Origin of the sequence: Streptomyces sp. NPDC047130, from assembly GCF_040643475.1 — a bacterium.
Taxonomy (GTDB): domain Bacteria; phylum Actinomycetota; class Actinomycetes; order Streptomycetales; family Streptomycetaceae; genus Streptomyces.
Genome location: NZ_JBEYUK010000007.1, coordinates 39,763 through 55,350 on the forward strand (window position 1 = coordinate 39,763; position 15,588 = coordinate 55,350).

Sequence of the window (15,588 nt, forward strand, 5' to 3'; positions counted from 1 at the left end):
CGGCGCCCCCTGGCGACGGAGCGCGGACGGGCCGCCCGTGCCCTCCGCAACCCTCACCCCGCCACGGGCCGTCCGCCGAACCGGGTTGCCCCGAACGGGCCGACCGCCACCCGGACGGACCCCTCGCCGCTCCTGCCCGCATCCGCCGCCGCCGGGCGGGGGCCGGTCAGCCGCGCTCGCGGGAGTGGCCGAAGAGGACGCGGTAGGCGATCAGCAGCACCAGCGCGCCGCCGATCGCGGACACCCAGGTGGCCGGGTCGTAGAAGTCCTGGTCCACCGGCCGGTCGAAGAAGCGCGCGGACAGCCAGCCGCCCAGGAACGCGCCGACCACCCCGATCAGGGTGGTGCCGATCAGCCCGCCCGGATCCCGGCCGGGCATCAGCACCTTGGCCACCGCCCCGGCGACGAGTCCCAGTACCACCCACGCGACGACGCTCATGTCCCGCTTCCTCCGCTTCCTTCCCGTCCGGCCCCCGGGCCGGTAGGGGGTTCCTGCCCAACGATCCGGCAGGTCACGCCAGGATGGGCGGATGCAGCGAACGGACGACGACTTCGACGTACTGGTCCTCGGCGGCGCGGGCGTGGACACCATCGTGTACGTGCCCGAACTGCCCCTCCCGGACGCGGACAGCCGGCTGGTGGAGGGGGTGCAGGCACGGGCCGGGCACACCGGCGACTTCGTGGCCCTCGGCCTCACCGGGCTCGGCCTGCGCGTCCACCACCTCGACGTGGTGGGCGACGACCCGGAGGGCGACCTGGTGCGCGCCTTCCACCGGGACCACGGCATCCCGCTGACCGCGCCGCACGCCCCGGACGGCACCCGGCGGGCCGTGAACCTGGTGGGCCCCGACGGCCGCCGCGCCTCCCTCTACGACGGCGGCCGCGGCGGCGGCCACTACCCCGAGGAGACCGTCGCCGCCCTGGCGTCCAGGTGCCGCCACGCCCACGTCTCCATCACCGGCCCCTGCGAGCAGGCCCTGCCGGTACTGCTCAGAGCGGGCGTCACCGTCTCCACCGACCTCCACGACTGGGACGGCCGGGCCGAGCACCACCTGCCGTACGCGCTCGCCGCCGACGTCGTCTTCCTGTCGGCCGCCGCGCTCCCCGCGGACCCGGAGCCGGTGATGCGCCGGATCGCCCGCGAGGGCCGCGCCCGGGCCGTGGTCGTCACCGCCGGGGCCGAGGGCGCGCTGCAGCTCGTCGACGGCACCCTCACCCGCGTCCCGCCCGCCGTCCCGCCCGCGCCGGTCGTCGACTCCAACGGCGCGGGCGACGCCTTCGCCGCCGGCTACCTGTACGGCATGCTGCGCGGCGAACCGGCCGAGCGGTGCGGGCGGTTCGGCGCGGTCGCCGGCGCCTACGCGTGCACCGTGCCGGCCACCGAGGCCCGCGCCGTGGACGCCGCCGACCTCCTGGCCGCCGCCGCCGACTTCCTGGCCGACGCCGACGCCGACGCCGACGCCGACGCCGACGCCGACGCCGATCGCCGGGCGGCCGGGGACGGCCCGTCCTCCGGGGGCGGACACTAGGCCATGTAGGGCAGCGCGGCAGGCGGCGGCCGATCAAGGCGTTAAGGGTGGAGCGAACAGGGAACCGGAGGCTCACCGCCCAGCGCCCGGAGGTCGCGTGCTCGTCGTCGTGCTTGCGCAGCTCGCGTGCGCCGCCGCCCTGCCCGCGGCCGCCCGCCGCATCGGCCGCGGGGTGTGGGCCCTCGCCGCCGTGGTGCTCGCCGCCTCCCTGGCCTGGCTGCTCACCCGGACGGCGTCCGTCCTGGACGGCGGGACCTACACCGAGACCTACGCCTGGGCGCCCACGCTCGGCCTGGAGATCGCGTTCCGTCTGGACCCGCTGGCGCTGCTGATGGCCCTGGTCGTCACCGGCGTCGGCGTCTGCGTGATGGTCTACGGCGCGTACTACCACCACACCGGCCACGGCCGGGAGGCCGGCCTGCTGCTCGCCTTCGCGGCGGTGATGCTGGGACTGGTCCTCGCCGACCACCTGCTGCTGCTCTACGTCTTCTGGGAACTCACCAGCGTCGCCTCCTTCCTGCTGATCGCCGGACGGCGCGAGGGCGGCGACCGGCGGCGGGCCGCCGAGCAGGCGCTGCTCACCACCGTCGCCGCCGGACTGGCCATGCTGCTCGGCCTGGTGATGCTGGGCCAGGCCGCCGGCACCTACCGGATCTCCGCGCTCCTCGCCGACCTGCCGGAACCCGGCCCCCTGGTCACCAGCGCCCTGGTGCTGATCCTGGTGGGCGCGTTCGCCAAGTCCGCCCAGTTCCCGCTGCACGCCTGGCTGCCCGCCGCGATGGCCGCGCCCACCTCGGTCAGCGCCTACCTGCACGCCGCGACCATGGTGAAGGCCGGCGTGTACCTGGTCGCCCGGCTGGCCCCCGGCTTCGCCGAGACCGCCCCCTGGCGGCCGCTGGTGCTGACCGTCGGGCTGTACACCCTGGTCGTCGGGGCCTGGCGGGCGCTGCGCGAGACCGACATGAAACGGCTGCTGGCGTACGGGACCGTCAGCGAACTCGGGATGATGATCGCCCTGTTCGGCATGGGCACCCGCACCGCCGCCCTCGCCGGGGCGGTGCTGCTGCTGTCCCACGCCCTCTTCAAGGGCGCCCTGTTCATGGTCGTCGGCGTCGTCGACCACCAGACGGGCACCCGCGACCTGAGGAAACTGTCCGGCCTGGGCACCGCGCTGCCCGTGGTCGCCGCGGTGGCGGTGCTGGCCTGCGCGTCGATGGCCAAGCTGCCGCCGACGGTGGGCTGGATCGCCCAGGACGGCGCCCTGGAGGCCCTGCTGCACGGCGAGGTCACCGGCACGGCCTGGGCGGCGGCCGCCCTCTGCCTGGGCTCGGTGCTGACCGTCACCTACACCGCGCGGTTCCTCCAGGGCGGGTTCGGGACCAAGCGCGACGACCGGCCCCCGCGGCCCGCGCGCCCGTCCCACCCGGTGTTCCTCGCTCCCGCCGCCGTGCTCGCGGTGCTCGGCCTGGCCGCCGGCCTCGCGTACCCGGCGGTCGACGCGCTGACCGCTCCGTACGCCGACCTCTACCCCGAGCCCTCCGGGAAGCCCTTCCACGCGGCGCTCTGGCACGGCTGGACCGCCCCCCTGTGGCTGGCGCTGCTCATCGTGGTGCTGGGCCTCGCGCTGCACGCCGCCCGCCGGCCCTTCTCCCGGCTGCTGGGCCGGCTTCCCCGGCTGCCCGACGCCGAGTGGTGCTACCGGCGCCTCATGGTCGCCCTGCACCACGGCGCGGTGGTGTTCACCCGCCGCACCCAGGTCGGCTCGCTGCCGCTGTACCTGACCGCCGTGCTGATCACCGCCGTGGTGCTGCCGTCGATCGCCGTGCTGCACACCCTGCCCCCGCTCGGCCAGGTGCGCGCCTGGTGGACCACGGCCGAGCTGCCGCTGGCGCTCACCGTGCTGATCACCGCCTTCGGCGCCGCCGTGATCAGGCACCGGCTGGCCGCCGTCCTGGTCACCGGCGCCGTCGGCTACGCCGTGGCCGGCCTGTTCGTCGTCCAGGGCGCACCCGACCTCGCGCTCACCCAGTTCCTGGTGGAGTCGCTCACCCTGGTCGTGGTGGTGCTGGTGCTGCGCCGCATGCCGGCCCGCTTCAGCCCCGGCTCCCGGACCGGGGTGGGGCGCTGGGCGCGCGCCTCGCTGGCCCTCCTGGTCGGGGCGTTCGTGGCCGGCTTCGCCCTCACCGCCCAGCAGGGGCGCGAGAACCCGGGCCCGGCCGGCGACTACCTCCGCCGGGTGGGGGAGACCGGCGGCAACAACGTCGTCAACGCGATCATCGTTGACTTCCGTGCCCTGGACACCCTCGGCGAGATCGCCGTGCTGATGGTCACCGCCCTCGGCGTGATCAGCCTCATCCGGCTCGGCACCCGCACCGACACCGGTCCCGGGAGCGGCCCCGAGAGCTGGGCCCGGCCCGGCGAGGAGGAGGGGCCGGTGCCCACGGCCGCCCGCTGGGACGAGCCCCGCGAGCACTGGCTGCCCGGCAGCACCGACCTGCTCGGCGCCGAGCGCTCGGTGCTGATGGAGGTCGTCACCCGGCTGCTCTTCCCGTCGATCCTGGTCGTCTCCCTCTTCCTGCTGCTGTCCGGGCACTACCGCCCCGGCGGCGGATTCGCGGGCGGACTGGTCGCCGGCCAGGCGTTCATCCTGCGGTACGTGGTCGCCGGGGCCGCCGACGTCGAACACGCGGCCCCCGTCCGCCCCGGACACCTGATCGGCTCCGGCCTCATCCTCGCCGCCACCACCGCCATCGTCCCGCTCGCCTTCGGGAGGCCGCCGCTGACCAGCACCCTGTGGACCTGGAACCTGCCCGTGCTGGGCGAGGTGAAGACCGCCAGCAGCCTGGTCTTCGACGTCGGCGTCTACCTGCTGATCCTCGGCGTCATCCTGACCCTGCTGTCGGCGGCCGGCAGTTCCCTGCGCGCCCCCGTGCCCCAGCTCGGCACCGGCCCCGGAACGGTCGGAGGGCGGTCACGATGACCACGGCCAGCCTGGACGTCACCATGGCACTGGTCGTCGGCGGACTCTTCGCCGCCGGCGTCTACCTGCTGCTGCAGCGCTCCCTGATGCGGATCGTGCTCGGCATCATCCTGCTCGGCCACGGAGCCAACCTGCTGCTCCTGGAGGCCGGCGGACCGCTCGGGGAGCCGCCCATCACCAGCGGCGGCGAGGCCGTCGACGTCTCCGCCCACTCCGACCCGCTGCCGCAGGCCATGGCGCTCACCGCCATCGTCATCACCTTCGGCGTCACCACCTTCCTGCTGGCCCTCTCCCACCGCTCCTGGCGTCTCACCGGCCACGACGAGGTCCAGGACGACCCGGAGGACCGGCGGATCGGCGACGTCGCCGAACGCGCCGACGACGACCCCACGCCGCACCTGCCGCCCGACGACCGGGAGGACGCCGGATGATCCTCGCCCTGGTCGCCCTCCCCGTCCTGGTCCCGCTGCTCGCCGCCGGGCTCTCCCTGCTCGTCTCCGCCAACACCGACCGGCAGCGCACCGTCACCCTCACCGCGCTGACCCTCGTCCTCGCCGACGTCGTCGCCCTGCTGGTCGTCGTCGAACGGGACGGCACCGTCGTGGTGCGGGCCGGGGACTGGGCGCCGCCCCTCGGGATCGTGCTGGTCGCCGACCTGCTCGCCGCGATGCTGCTCGCCCTGGCCGTGCTGGTCGCCCTCGCGGTGCTGCTCTTCGCCGTCGGCCAGGACAACGCCGACCGCGGGCCCGGCATCACCGTGCCCTACCACCCGTCCTACCTGGTGCTGGTGGCCGGGATCGCGCTGGCGTTCCTGGCGGGCGACCTGTTCAACCTGTTCGTCGCCTTCGAGATGCTGCTCTCCGCGTCGTACGTGCTGATCACCCTGGACGCCGGCCCGGCCCGGATCCGGGCCGGCATGACCTACGTGATCACCAGTCTGACGTCCTCGCTGCTGTTCATCACCGCCCTCGGCCTGGTCTACTCGGCGCTCGGCACCGTCAACCTCGCCGACCTGGCGGTGCAGGCCGAACGGCTGCCGCCCGGACTGCGGACCGCGCTCAGCCTGATGCTGCTGGTCGTCTTCGGCATCAAGGCCGCCGTGGTGCCGCTGCACTTCTGGCTGCCCGACAGCTACCCGACCGCCCCCGCCCCCATCACCGCGGTCTTCGCCGCCCTCCTCACCAAGGTCGGCGTGTACGCCATGGTCCGCACCGAGAGCCTGGTCTTCCCCCGCGAGGGCGTCTGGTGGGTGGCGGCGGTGCTGGCGGTGGCCACCATGCTGGTCGGCATCCTGGGCGCGGTCGCCCAGGACGACATCAACCGCCTGCTGTCGTTCACCCTGGTCAGCCACGTCGGCTTCATGATCTTCGGCCTGGCGCTCTCCGACGTCGCCGGACTGACCGGCACCATCCTCTACATCCTTCACCACATCACCGTGCAGGCCACCCTCTTCCTGGTCTCCGGACTCATCGTCAACGCCGCCGGCACCGCGGAACTCTCCCGGATGGAACGCGGCGAGGCCGCCCGGCGGGTGCACGGCGTCACCGGGCTGCTCTTCCTCGTCGGCGGGCTCAGCATGGCCGGCGTCCCGCCGCTCTCCGGCTTCGTCGCCAAGTTCGCCCTGCTGCGGGCCGCCGCCGCCCACGGCGGGGTCGCCGCCTGGATGCTCGCCGGGGCGGCGCTGGTCACCAGCGTGCTCACCCTCTACGCCATGGTCCGGGTGTGGCGCGGCGCGTTCTCCCCCAAACTCGGTGAGCCGCTCCCGCTGCGGCGGCGGCCCGGCGTCATGCTCACCATGTCCGCCGCCGTCGCCATGACCCTCACCGGCCTCGGCCTCGCGGCGGCGGCCGGACCGCTGTCCGACATGGGGGAGCGGGCCGCCGCCGAACTGATCCGGCCCGGCGGGTACCGGGACGCGGTCCTGGTCGAGGGAGGGCGGGGCCGGTGAACCGCTCCCTGCTGCGGCGTCTGCCCGCACTGCTGTGGCTGTGGCTGCTGTGGATCCTGCTCTGGTCCACGCCCAGCCCGCTGGTGATCCTCGGCGGACTGCTGGTCGCGCTGGCGGTCCTCGCCCTCTCGCGCTTCCCCCGCGTCTCCCGGCAGATCACCGTCCGCCCGCTGCGCCTGCTCGCCCTGTGCGCGCGGATGGCCGGCAACCTCGTCGTCTCCGCCACCGCGGTCGGCTGGGCCGCCCTGCGGCACGGCCCCCGGGTGCGGGCCGCCATCGTGGAACTCCCGCTCGACGCCGACAGCGACCTGCTGGTGACCCTCGCGACCCTGCTCACCAACGTCTCGCCCGGCAGCCTGGTGCTGGAGATCGACCGCGACCGGCGGGTGCTCTACGTCCACGTCCTGCTGGTCGTCGCCTCCGACGACGTCACCGAGGCCCGCCGGGAACTGCTGGCCAGCGAACGCCGGCTGGTGGCCGCGCTCGGCCGCCGCCAGGACACCGCCCCCGCCGCCACCCCCACGTCACGGAAGGACGACGCGTGACCGCCGTCTACTACGTCGTGTTCCTGCTCCTCGGCCTGTCCGCGCTGCTGACCGTGGTGCGGCTGGTGATCGGGCCCGGAGTGCTGGACCGGATCGTCACCCTCGACGTGCTGGTCACCCTGTTCGCGGCCGGCATCGCCGCCGACGCCGCCCGCCGGGAGGACGGCACGGGGCTGCCGGTGCTGCTCGCCGTCACCCTGCTCGCCTTCGTCGGCTCGGTCACCGCGGCCCACCTGGTCGAGGAACGGGAGGGGATGCGGTGAGCACCGCACTGGACGTGATCTCCGCGGTACTGCTGATCGCCGGGGCGGTGTTCTGCCTGCTGGCCTCGATCGGGGTGCTCCGCTTCCCCGACGCGGTGGGCCGGCAGCACGCGGCGACCAAGGCGCAGACCCTGGGGCTGCTGCTCATCCTGCTCGGCGCGGCGCTGCAGAACGCGCCCCGGTACGCGGTGCCGCTGGCCCTGGTCGCCCTGTTCCAGCTGCTCACCATCCCGGTGACCGGCCAGATCGTGGGCCGCACCGCCTACCGGACGTCCGCGCTGGCGGAGAGTTCGCTCACCGAGGACGCGCTGGCCCGGCGGCTGCCGCCGGAGGAACGGCGGCCCGGCCCGGACGACTGATCAGGCCCCGGCGGTCCGGTCCTGCTGCCCGCCGGCGCCGCGGTCGACGACCTCGCCCTGGACGACCTTGGGCTCGCCCGGCGCGGGCGCCTCCTTCATGGCACGCGACTCCGCCTTCAGGATGCGGGCCGACTTCCCCGCCGAACGGGCCAGGTCGGGGAGGCGCTTCACCGCGAGGACGGCGGCGACGACGAGCAGGATGACGGCGAGCTCGCTCAGTCCGAACATGGGATCCCGTTCTGTGGTCGGTGATGTGTGGTCCGTGGGCTGCGGTCGGTGCTCGGGGTGTCGTCCCGAGCCGTGTCGTGCCGTGTCGTGCCGTCGGAAAATGTACCTGGTGGCCGCCCCCGTGCCCATGCCCCGCCGCCGTCGGGCGGACCCACGCCGGGGAGAATGACCGTCATGACAACGGAGCAGCGCAGGATCACGATCGTCACCGGGGGAAGTCGCGGCATCGGGGCGGCGGTGTGCCGGCGGCTGGCCGCCGAGGGACACGACGTCGTGATCGGCTACCGGTCCGGCCGGGAGGCCGCCGAGGCGGTGGCGGCCGAGGTTGCCGCGGTGGGGCGGCGCGCGCTGGCCGTGGCCGTCGACACCGCCGACGCCGCCTCGGTGGACCGGCTGTTCGACACGGTGGCCACCGGGCTCGGGCCGGTCACCGGGCTGGTGAACAACGCGGGCGTCAGCGGCCCGGTGGGGCGGCTGGCCGACGCCGACCCGGAGGGCATGCGGGACGCCCTCGGCGTCAACGTCCTGGGCTACCTGCTCTGCGCCCGGCGCGCGGTCCGCGAGATGACGGCGGGGGAGGGCGGCGCGATCGTCAACATCTCCTCCGCGGCGGCCACGCTCGGCAGCCCCGGCGAGTACGTCCACTACGCGGCCGCCAAGGCCGCCGTGGACACCATGACGGTGGGGCTGGCCAAGGAGGTCGCCGCCGACGGCATCCGCGTCAACTGCGTCGCGCCGGGCACGGTGTGGACCGAGTTCCACCAGGACCCGCAGCGGCCCGCCCGGGTGGGGGAGACCACGCCGATGGGGCGCTCGGGGCAGCCGGAGGAGATCGCCGGGGCGGTGGCCTGGCTGATGTCCGACGACGCGTCGTACACGACCGGCGCGGTCCTGCGGGTGGCGGGCGGGCGGTAGGCCCGGCCGGGGCGGCGGCCGGCAGGGCGGGGCCGGGTGGTCGGCAGGCCAGGCCGGGGGGCAACCGGCAGGGTGGTCCGCGTCACAGGGGCGGGCCTTACGGGCGGAAACCGGCCCTGCCTACGCTGTCGCCCATGCAGCACGACCCGCCGGGCGGCGACACCCTGGGCACGCCACTGGAGCGCATCGCCGAGGCGCTGGGCGCCCGCCTCACCCACTCCCACGACGAGGGCATCAGCGACGTGGTCATCGCGGAGCCCGGCGACGCCCTGGTCGGCATGCCGGGCGTCCTGGTGCTGGCGGTGGGCGCCCGCGAGGAGGAGGCCCCGGCGCTGATCGCCGCGGCGGGCACGGCGGGCGCCTCCTGCGTCGCGGTCCGGGCCGGCGCCGACGGCGGCCTGCCGCCGGCCGTGCGGGACGCGGCGGCGGCGGCCGGGACACCGGTGCTGGGCGTTCCCGCGGGCGTGCGGTGGGACACCGTCGAGGCGGAGGCGCGACGGGAGCTGATCCGCGGCGGCGCCGGGCAGCAGGGCGACCTGTACGCGCTGGCCCAGACCGTCGCCACCCTCACCCACGGCCTGGTCAGCATCGAGGACACCGCCCACCGGGTGATCGCCTACGCGGGCCCCGGCGAGGAGGCCGACGAACTGCGCCGGCGTTCCGTCCTGGGCCGCACCTGCCCGGAGCCGTACCTCGCGATGCTCCGCGACTGGGGCGTCTACCAGCGCGTCCGCAAGGGCGACGAGGTGGTCGAGGTCGCCGCCGTGCCGGAGAAGGACATCCGCCGGCGGATGGTCGCCGGCATCAACGCCGGGGCACGGCCGCTCGGCACGATCTGGGTGCAGGAGGGCGCCCGCCCGCTCGCGCCGGACGCGGAGGGCGCGCTCCGCGGCGCCGCGCGCATCGCCGGGGCCCAGCTGATCGACCACTACTACCGGGGCGACCCCGCCGCCCGGCTGCGCTCCCGCGAGGAGTTGGCCCACGGCCTGCTCACCGGGCGGTTCAACACGGCGGCCCTCGCCGAACATCTGGGGATCCCCGCCGACTCGGGCGCCTCGGTGGTCGCCTTCGACCTGCGGGACACCGCCGCCCGCGCGGACGGCACCTGGCGCGACGCCCGGCTGGCCGAGGCGGCCGTGCTCGTCTCGGTGCACGCCGCCGCCCACCGCCGCAACGCGCTGGTCGCCCAGGCGTGCGGGCAGATCTACGCGATGCTGCCGGAGCCGGCCGGGCCCACCGGGGCCACCGGGTCCGCCAGCACCACCGCCGCCGCCGCGGACACCGCCGCGACGGCCGCCGAACCGGCGCTGGTCCGCTGGGCGGAGCACCTGGTGGCCGCGCTGCGGCAGCACACCCGGACCCCCGTCCAGGCCTGTGTGGCCGGCACCGCCGCCCGGCTGGAGGAGATCCCCGAGGTCAAGCTCCGCGGCCACCGGGGGCTCGGCATCCTGGCCGCCCACCCGGAGCGTCCGGTGGGCGCGTACAGCGGACTGGTGTCGTCGGTGCTGGTGCGCGAGACCGTGGAGCTGATGGCCGCGCGCGGCGGCGTCCGGCACCCCGGGCTCACCGCGCTGGTCGCCCAGGACGCCGAGCACGGCACCGAGCTGGCCCGTTCGCTGCGGCTGTACCTGGACGCCTTCGGCGACGTGGGACCGGTGGCCGAAATCCTCAACGTCCACCCCAACACCCTGCGGTACCGGGTCCGCAAGGCGGCGGCGGTCGCCGGGCTCGACCTCGACGACCCCGAGCACCGGCTCGCCGCGATGCTCCAACTCCGGCTCCCCGCACGCGCGGAGGAGTCCGCGGGCCCGGCCTTCTGACGGCCCTCCCGGCCGTGGCGGGTCCTCGGAACCCGGCGGCGGGGGAGGCGGTGGCGGGGGCCGTCGCGTCGGGCCCCGGCGGCCGTTGGCGGAAGGCGGCCCGGCGCATTGTCCGGGCGGACAGCGCGGGGGCCCGATCACTGTTCCGGAGGACGAGAACCGGCCTGTCCCGGCCGCCCTACAGTCGCCTTCCGGCCCGATCCGTGCGGGCTTCCCGTCATCTTCCCGGAGCAGCAACATGAACAGCTCTGCCCCGCCCTCCTCCTCGGACCCGGCCGCCACCACCGCCGAGTCGCCCCAGGGCATGCGCAAGATCGCCACCGCCAGCTTCGTCGGCACCGCGATCGAGTTCTACGACTACTACATCTACGGAACAGCCGCCGCCCTCGTCCTCAACGAGGCCTTCTTCCCCGAGCTGTCCAAGACGGCCGGCACCCTGGCGACCCTGTCCACCTTCGCCGTCGGCTTCGCCGCACGCCCCATCGGCGCCGCGATATTCGGCCACTTCGGCGACCGGGTGGGCCGCAAGGCCGTCCTGGTGGTCTCGCTGCTGATGATGGGCCTGTCCACCGGCCTGATCGGCCTGCTCCCCGGCTACGACACCCTGGGCATCCTGGCCCCCGTCCTGCTGGTGCTGCTGCGCCTGATCCAGGGCCTGGGCCTGGGCGGCGAGTGGGGCGGCGCGGCCCTGCTCGCCGTCGAGCACGCGCCCAGGAAGAAGCGCGGCCTGTACGCGGCGGCGCCCCAACTAGGATCCCCGGTCGGGTACTTCGCGGCGACCTGTACCTTCCTTCTGCTCGGCGTGGTGATGCCGGACGAGATGTTCGACAGCTGGGGGTGGCGGATCCCGTTCCTGCTCTCCTTCGTGCTGGTCGCCGTCGGACTGGTGATCCGGCTGCGGATCTCGGAGACCCCCGCGTTCGCCAAGGCGATGGAGCGGCACGGGTCCGCCAAGGCCCCGCTCGCCGAGGCGTTCCGCAAGCACCCCAAGGAGATGCTGCTGGGCGCGGGCATGATCACGGTCGTCTACGTGATGTTCTACACGGCCGCCACCTACTGCATGACCTACACGACGGGCACGTTGGGCATCCCGAAGAACGACATGCTGGCGCTGACCCTGGTCGCGGTGGTGGTGCTCGGCGTCTCCACCTACCTGGTGGCGAAGTGGTCGGACCGGGTCGGACGCCGTCGGCTGATCATCGCGGGCGCCGCCTTCGGCGTCGTCTGGGGAGCGCTCATCTTCCCGCTGCTGGACACCGGGAACTACGTCCTGATCGCCCTGGCCCTCAGCGGCGCGCTGCTGTGCATGGGCATCATCTACGGTCCGGCGGGCGCCTACATGCCGGAACTCTTCGCCACCCGCCTGCGCTACTCGGGCGCCGGCTTCTCCTACAACCTGGGCGGCGTCCTCGGCGGCGCGGTGGCCCCGCTGGTGGTCACCACCCTGGCCGAGACGTACAGCCCCTCGGCCGGCGGCTGGTTCATGAGCGCCATGGCGCTGCTGTCGCTGCTCTGCGTGCTGGCCCTGCCGGAGACGCGGGAACGCGACCTCGACCAGGTCTGACGCGCGTTCCGAGCGCGGTGGGGGTGGGTGGTGGGACGGACGGGGCCGCCGGGAGGCGCTCTTGTGGGTGGTTGAGGCGTACACAACCATGACCCTCGTCCGTCCCCCCACCGCTCCGGACCCGGAGGTGCCATGTCGCCGCAGCACGACCAGCCCACCGCCACCACCACCCCCAGCAGGAGAACGGTGCTCACGGCGGCGACCGCCGTGGCCACCGCCGGAGCGGCCCTGGCGGTCCCCGGTTCCGCCGCGGCCGAGCAGGCGGCCGCCGACCGGGCGGGCGGCCCGCCGCCCGCCACCCGGCAGCGCCCCGGCCGTGAACTGCGGGCGCTGCTCGCCGAGATCGACCCCGACCGCATCGAGGCCACGGTCCGCAAGCTGGCCTCGTTCGGCACCCGGCACACCCTCTCCGCCCAGGACGACCCGGAGCGCGGCATCGGCGCCGCCCGCGACTGGATCCACGAGCGGATGCGCGCCTACGCCGAAGCCTCCGGCGGCCGGATGACGGTGGAGCTCCAGTCGTACGTCCAGGAGCCCGCGTCCCGCATCCCGGAGCCGACGCGGATCACCAACATCGTGGCCACCCTGCGCGGTTCGGTCTCCCCCGAGCGGGTCTACGTGGTCTCCGGGCACTACGACTCCCGCGCCACCGACGTGATGGACGCCGAGTCCGACGCGCCGGGCGCCGACGACGACGCCTCCGGAGTGGCCGTCGCCATGGAGCTCGCCCGGGTGATGGCCCGCCGCCGTCCCGCCGCCACCCTCGTCTTCGCCGCCGTGGCCGGCGAGGAACAGGGCCTGTACGGGGCCGCGTACATGGCCGAGCGGTACCGGCAGGCCGGCACCGACGTGCAGGGCATGTTCACCAACGACATCGTGGGCAGCCCCAAGGCCGACGACGGCACCGTCGACCCGTACGGCGTCCGCCTGTTCGCCGAGGGGGTGCCCACCTCGGAGACGCCCGCGGAAGCCACCCGGCGCCTCTCCGTCGGCGGCGAGAACGACTCCCGCTCCCGCCAGCTGGCCCGCTTCGTCCGGGACACCGCGGACAACGACGCCACCGGGATGCGCGTCCGCGTCGTCTACCGCCGCGACCGGTACCTGCGCGGCGGCGACCAGATCCCGTTCCTCGAACGCGGTTACCCCGCCGCCCGGTTCACCGAGCCCACCGAGGACTTCGCGCACCAGCACCAGGACGTGCGGGTCGAGGACGGCAAGCAGTACGGGGACCTGCCGGAGTTCTGCGACTTCGCCTACATCGCCCGCGTCGCCAAGGTCAACGCCGCCGCCCTGTGGACCCTCGCCCAGGCCCCCGGCACCCCCACCGGGGTACGGCTGCTGACCTCCTCCCTCACCAACGCCACGCAGATCGTGTGGGAGCGCGGCGCCGACCCCGACCTGGCGGGCTACGAGGTGGTGTGGCGGGAGACCACCGAACCGGAGTGGACCCATGTCGTCCCGGCGGGGGACGTCACCGGGTTCGAACTGGACCTCTCCAAGGACAACGTCTTCTTCGGCGTCCGCGCCGTGGGGCGGTCCGGGCTGCGCAGCCCGGTGGCGTTCCCCCGGTGATCCGGTCCGCGTCGGCCGGTGTCGGCCGACGTCGGCAGGTGTCAGCCGGTGGTGCGGGAGTCGTCCGAGGGGGCCCGGGGACCCGAAGGGCCCCAGGGGTCCGAGGGGTCCGAGGGGTCGCCGCGGAGGTCCCAGGCGAGCTGGGCCACCTGCCGCATCACCGGCAGCATGTCCGGGAGGCCGTCGCCGTCCAGCGCCCGGTACTCGCTGCCGATGGTGATCACCAGCCGCTCCGGCAGGCCGAGTTCGGGGTAGTTCCCCTCCGCGATCACCCGGCGTGCCGCCTCCGCGGCCGGCACGCCCGCCCCGTGGAACGCGTGGGCGCGCTCGGCGACGTACTCCAGGTATCCGATGTGCTCCTTGAGCCCGGCGGCGTCCAGCACCGGGCCGTGACCGGGCACGAAGGTCCGCGCCCCGGTGGCCAGAAACCGCTCGCACGCGGCGATCAGGTTGCTCAACGGCCCCGCCCAGTGCGACGGATGGTCACCGGGCTGCGCGGCGGTGCTCCCGAACACCGCGTCCCCGGTGAAGACCACGCCCTGCTCCGGCAGGTGCGCGTACAGGTCCCCGACCGTGTGCCCGGGCGGCAGCGAACCAAGCAGGACCGGGAACTCGCCCACCTGCAGCTCCAGTTCGCCGGTGAACGTCCTGGACACCGCCGGCACCTCGGTGGCCGACCAGTCGAAGCCGCCGAAGTGGTGCCGCACGTAGGAGCCCCACGGCGTGCCCGGGTGCGCCGACGCGGCCAGCGCCCGCAGCTGACCGGGGGTGGGCTCCCCGCCCAGGTGCTCGCGGGCCGCCTCGGTGGCGACGACCTCCGCGTCCGGCAGCACGCAGGCGCCCCACAGGTGGTCGCCGTTGGCGTGGGTGACGACCACCCTCTCCACCTCGGCCCCGGCCGGCAGCAGCGCACGGCTGGCGCCCAGGAACGCCTCGGCGTGGCCCCGGTCGTAGGGGCTGTCGATCCACAGCGCGGTGGACCCCGACACCAGCAGGCCGCAGTTGGCCAGGCCCCAGCCGCGCCGCGGATGCAGCAGGGCGTGCAGCCCCGGTCCGATCTCCGTGAGGGGCGCTCCGCGCGTGATCGTCATGCCACGCGATTATGCAGACCCGGGCCACTTCCACCAGCGCGCCGCCCGCCCGTTGGCCGGAACTCATCCCCACCGCACCGGTCCCTCACGCCTTCCTGGTCCGCTACTCGCCGGCCCCCGGCCCCTCGATGTGGACGATGACCCCGAGGTTGTACTGCCTGCCCGCGTCCGGCCCCACGGCGTTACTTCTGTCCCCCGACATCGAACGGCATGGTGCAGTCGGCTCGTTCATGGGCGGACGCCGCGGCACTCCTGGCCAGGGTGATGAGGCCGGCCCGCCTCTGCCCGGTGGACGTCTCCCCTGTCTGCTTCAGATGGACCAGGACACTGAGGTTGTGCTGGCCGCCGGGAAGCACACCACGAGGCTCGCAGGGCACGAAGATGGCCGCCATCGAATGGGATGCGACGGCCCGGATGCCGGCGTCGAACCGGGTCAGGGAATGCGAGGGGTCCCCCAACGCGACATCCTCCTCCCACATGTCGGGTGGCGCGTCCGGCTGGAACAACGCCCGCACGCTCAGCAGTTGCGATTCGTCACCGTCGACGAAGCAGTACGCCGCGAAGGCGTCGTCCTGCTTGCTTCGGCGGGGGATCGTCTCGTCGTCGAACCGGTAGGAGCCCTGTTCCGGCAGGATGCTTCTGAGCGCTTCCACGGCATGCGCGGAGGGGCCGAGCGACGCACAGACGGAACTCTCCTCGATCGTGCCCACCTTCGTGAACGGTGGGATGCCGAGCACGTACGCGCCGCCGGCCAGCGCGGTCACCGATGCGACG

At 74.5% G+C, this 15,588-nt stretch carries 15 protein-coding genes; 11 read left to right on the plus strand and 4 right to left on the minus strand.

Translation table 11 applies throughout. The annotated features are described in order from the left end of the window. Positions 1 to 166: 166 nt before the first annotated feature. On the minus strand, positions 167 to 439 hold the full coding sequence (locus ABZ836_RS12000) for a GlsB/YeaQ/YmgE family stress response membrane protein (RefSeq protein ID WP_356129614.1): 273 nt from the start codon (positions 437 to 439) through the stop codon (positions 167 to 169). Positions 440 to 530: 91 nt separating this feature from the next. Between ABZ836_RS12000 and ABZ836_RS12005 the strand changes: the two genes are divergently transcribed. The 7 genes from ABZ836_RS12005 (at position 531) to mnhG (ending at position 7,624) form a co-directional block, all read left to right on the plus strand. After that, positions 531 to 1,529: a PfkB family carbohydrate kinase gene (locus ABZ836_RS12005; RefSeq protein WP_361141518.1), complete on the plus strand. Its 999-nt coding sequence runs from the start codon at positions 531 to 533 to the stop codon at positions 1,527 to 1,529. 97 nt (positions 1,530 to 1,626) lie between these two features. Further along, the gene (locus ABZ836_RS12010; protein WP_361141519.1) at positions 1,627 to 4,509 is read left to right on the plus strand and encodes a Na+/H+ antiporter subunit A; all 2,883 of its coding nucleotides are present in this window, start codon (positions 1,627 to 1,629) and stop codon (positions 4,507 to 4,509) included. Further along, positions 4,506 to 4,940, plus strand: a complete 435-nt coding sequence (locus tag ABZ836_RS12015) for a Na(+)/H(+) antiporter subunit C (RefSeq protein ID WP_356129608.1) — start codon at positions 4,506 to 4,508, stop codon at positions 4,938 to 4,940. The genes ABZ836_RS12010 and ABZ836_RS12015 overlap by 4 nt, the downstream gene beginning before the upstream one ends. After that, positions 4,937 to 6,457: a proton-conducting transporter membrane subunit gene (locus ABZ836_RS12020; protein WP_356129606.1), complete on the plus strand. Its 1,521-nt coding sequence runs from the start codon at positions 4,937 to 4,939 to the stop codon at positions 6,455 to 6,457. Before ABZ836_RS12015 ends, ABZ836_RS12020 begins: the two co-directional genes overlap by 4 nt. Continuing rightward, positions 6,454 to 7,002, plus strand: coding sequence for a Na+/H+ antiporter subunit E (locus tag ABZ836_RS12025; protein WP_361141522.1), 549 nt, complete (start codon positions 6,454 to 6,456; stop codon positions 7,000 to 7,002). Before ABZ836_RS12020 ends, ABZ836_RS12025 begins: the two co-directional genes overlap by 4 nt. Next, the gene (locus ABZ836_RS12030; protein WP_356129602.1) at positions 6,999 to 7,265 is read left to right on the plus strand and encodes a monovalent cation/H+ antiporter complex subunit F; all 267 of its coding nucleotides are present in this window, start codon (positions 6,999 to 7,001) and stop codon (positions 7,263 to 7,265) included. Before ABZ836_RS12025 ends, ABZ836_RS12030 begins: the two co-directional genes overlap by 4 nt. Further along, positions 7,262 to 7,624: a monovalent cation/H(+) antiporter subunit G gene (mnhG, locus tag ABZ836_RS12035; RefSeq protein ID WP_356129600.1), complete on the plus strand. Its 363-nt coding sequence runs from the start codon at positions 7,262 to 7,264 to the stop codon at positions 7,622 to 7,624. Before ABZ836_RS12030 ends, mnhG begins: the two co-directional genes overlap by 4 nt. On the opposite strand, the gene ABZ836_RS12040 is transcribed toward mnhG, so the two are convergent. After that, entirely contained in the window at positions 7,625 to 7,852 is a 228-nt protein-coding gene (locus ABZ836_RS12040; protein ID WP_356129598.1) for a twin-arginine translocase TatA/TatE family subunit, read from the minus strand. A 174-nt stretch (positions 7,853 to 8,026) separates the two neighbouring features. Here ABZ836_RS12040 and ABZ836_RS12045 point away from each other — a divergent pair, with 174 nt between their 5' ends. The 4 genes from ABZ836_RS12045 to ABZ836_RS12060 all read left to right on the plus strand — a co-directional run bounded on the left by ABZ836_RS12045 (position 8,027) and on the right by ABZ836_RS12060 (position 13,723). Beyond that, positions 8,027 to 8,767: an SDR family oxidoreductase gene (locus ABZ836_RS12045; protein ID WP_356129596.1), complete on the plus strand. Its 741-nt coding sequence runs from the start codon at positions 8,027 to 8,029 to the stop codon at positions 8,765 to 8,767. 134 nt (positions 8,768 to 8,901) lie between these two features. After that, positions 8,902 to 10,587: a helix-turn-helix domain-containing protein gene (locus ABZ836_RS12050; RefSeq protein ID WP_361141525.1), complete on the plus strand. Its 1,686-nt coding sequence runs from the start codon at positions 8,902 to 8,904 to the stop codon at positions 10,585 to 10,587. A gap of 238 nt (positions 10,588 to 10,825) precedes the next feature. Next, on the plus strand, positions 10,826 to 12,151 hold the full coding sequence (locus tag ABZ836_RS12055) for an MFS transporter (RefSeq protein WP_356129592.1): 1,326 nt from the start codon (positions 10,826 to 10,828) through the stop codon (positions 12,149 to 12,151). A 132-nt stretch (positions 12,152 to 12,283) separates the two neighbouring features. Further along, complete coding sequence (locus tag ABZ836_RS12060; RefSeq protein ID WP_361141527.1) at positions 12,284 to 13,723, plus strand: M28 family metallopeptidase; 1,440 nt, start codon at positions 12,284 to 12,286, stop codon at positions 13,721 to 13,723. A gap of 41 nt (positions 13,724 to 13,764) precedes the next feature. Here the strand turns inward: ABZ836_RS12060 and ABZ836_RS12065 are convergent, their stop codons facing one another. Then, on the minus strand, positions 13,765 to 14,814 hold the full coding sequence (locus ABZ836_RS12065) for an MBL fold metallo-hydrolase (RefSeq protein ID WP_361141529.1): 1,050 nt from the start codon (positions 14,812 to 14,814) through the stop codon (positions 13,765 to 13,767). 182 nt (positions 14,815 to 14,996) lie between these two features. Next, complete coding sequence (locus tag ABZ836_RS12070) at positions 14,997 to 15,578, minus strand: hypothetical protein (RefSeq protein ID WP_361141530.1); 582 nt, start codon at positions 15,576 to 15,578, stop codon at positions 14,997 to 14,999. Positions 15,579 to 15,588: the final 10 nt, after the last annotated feature.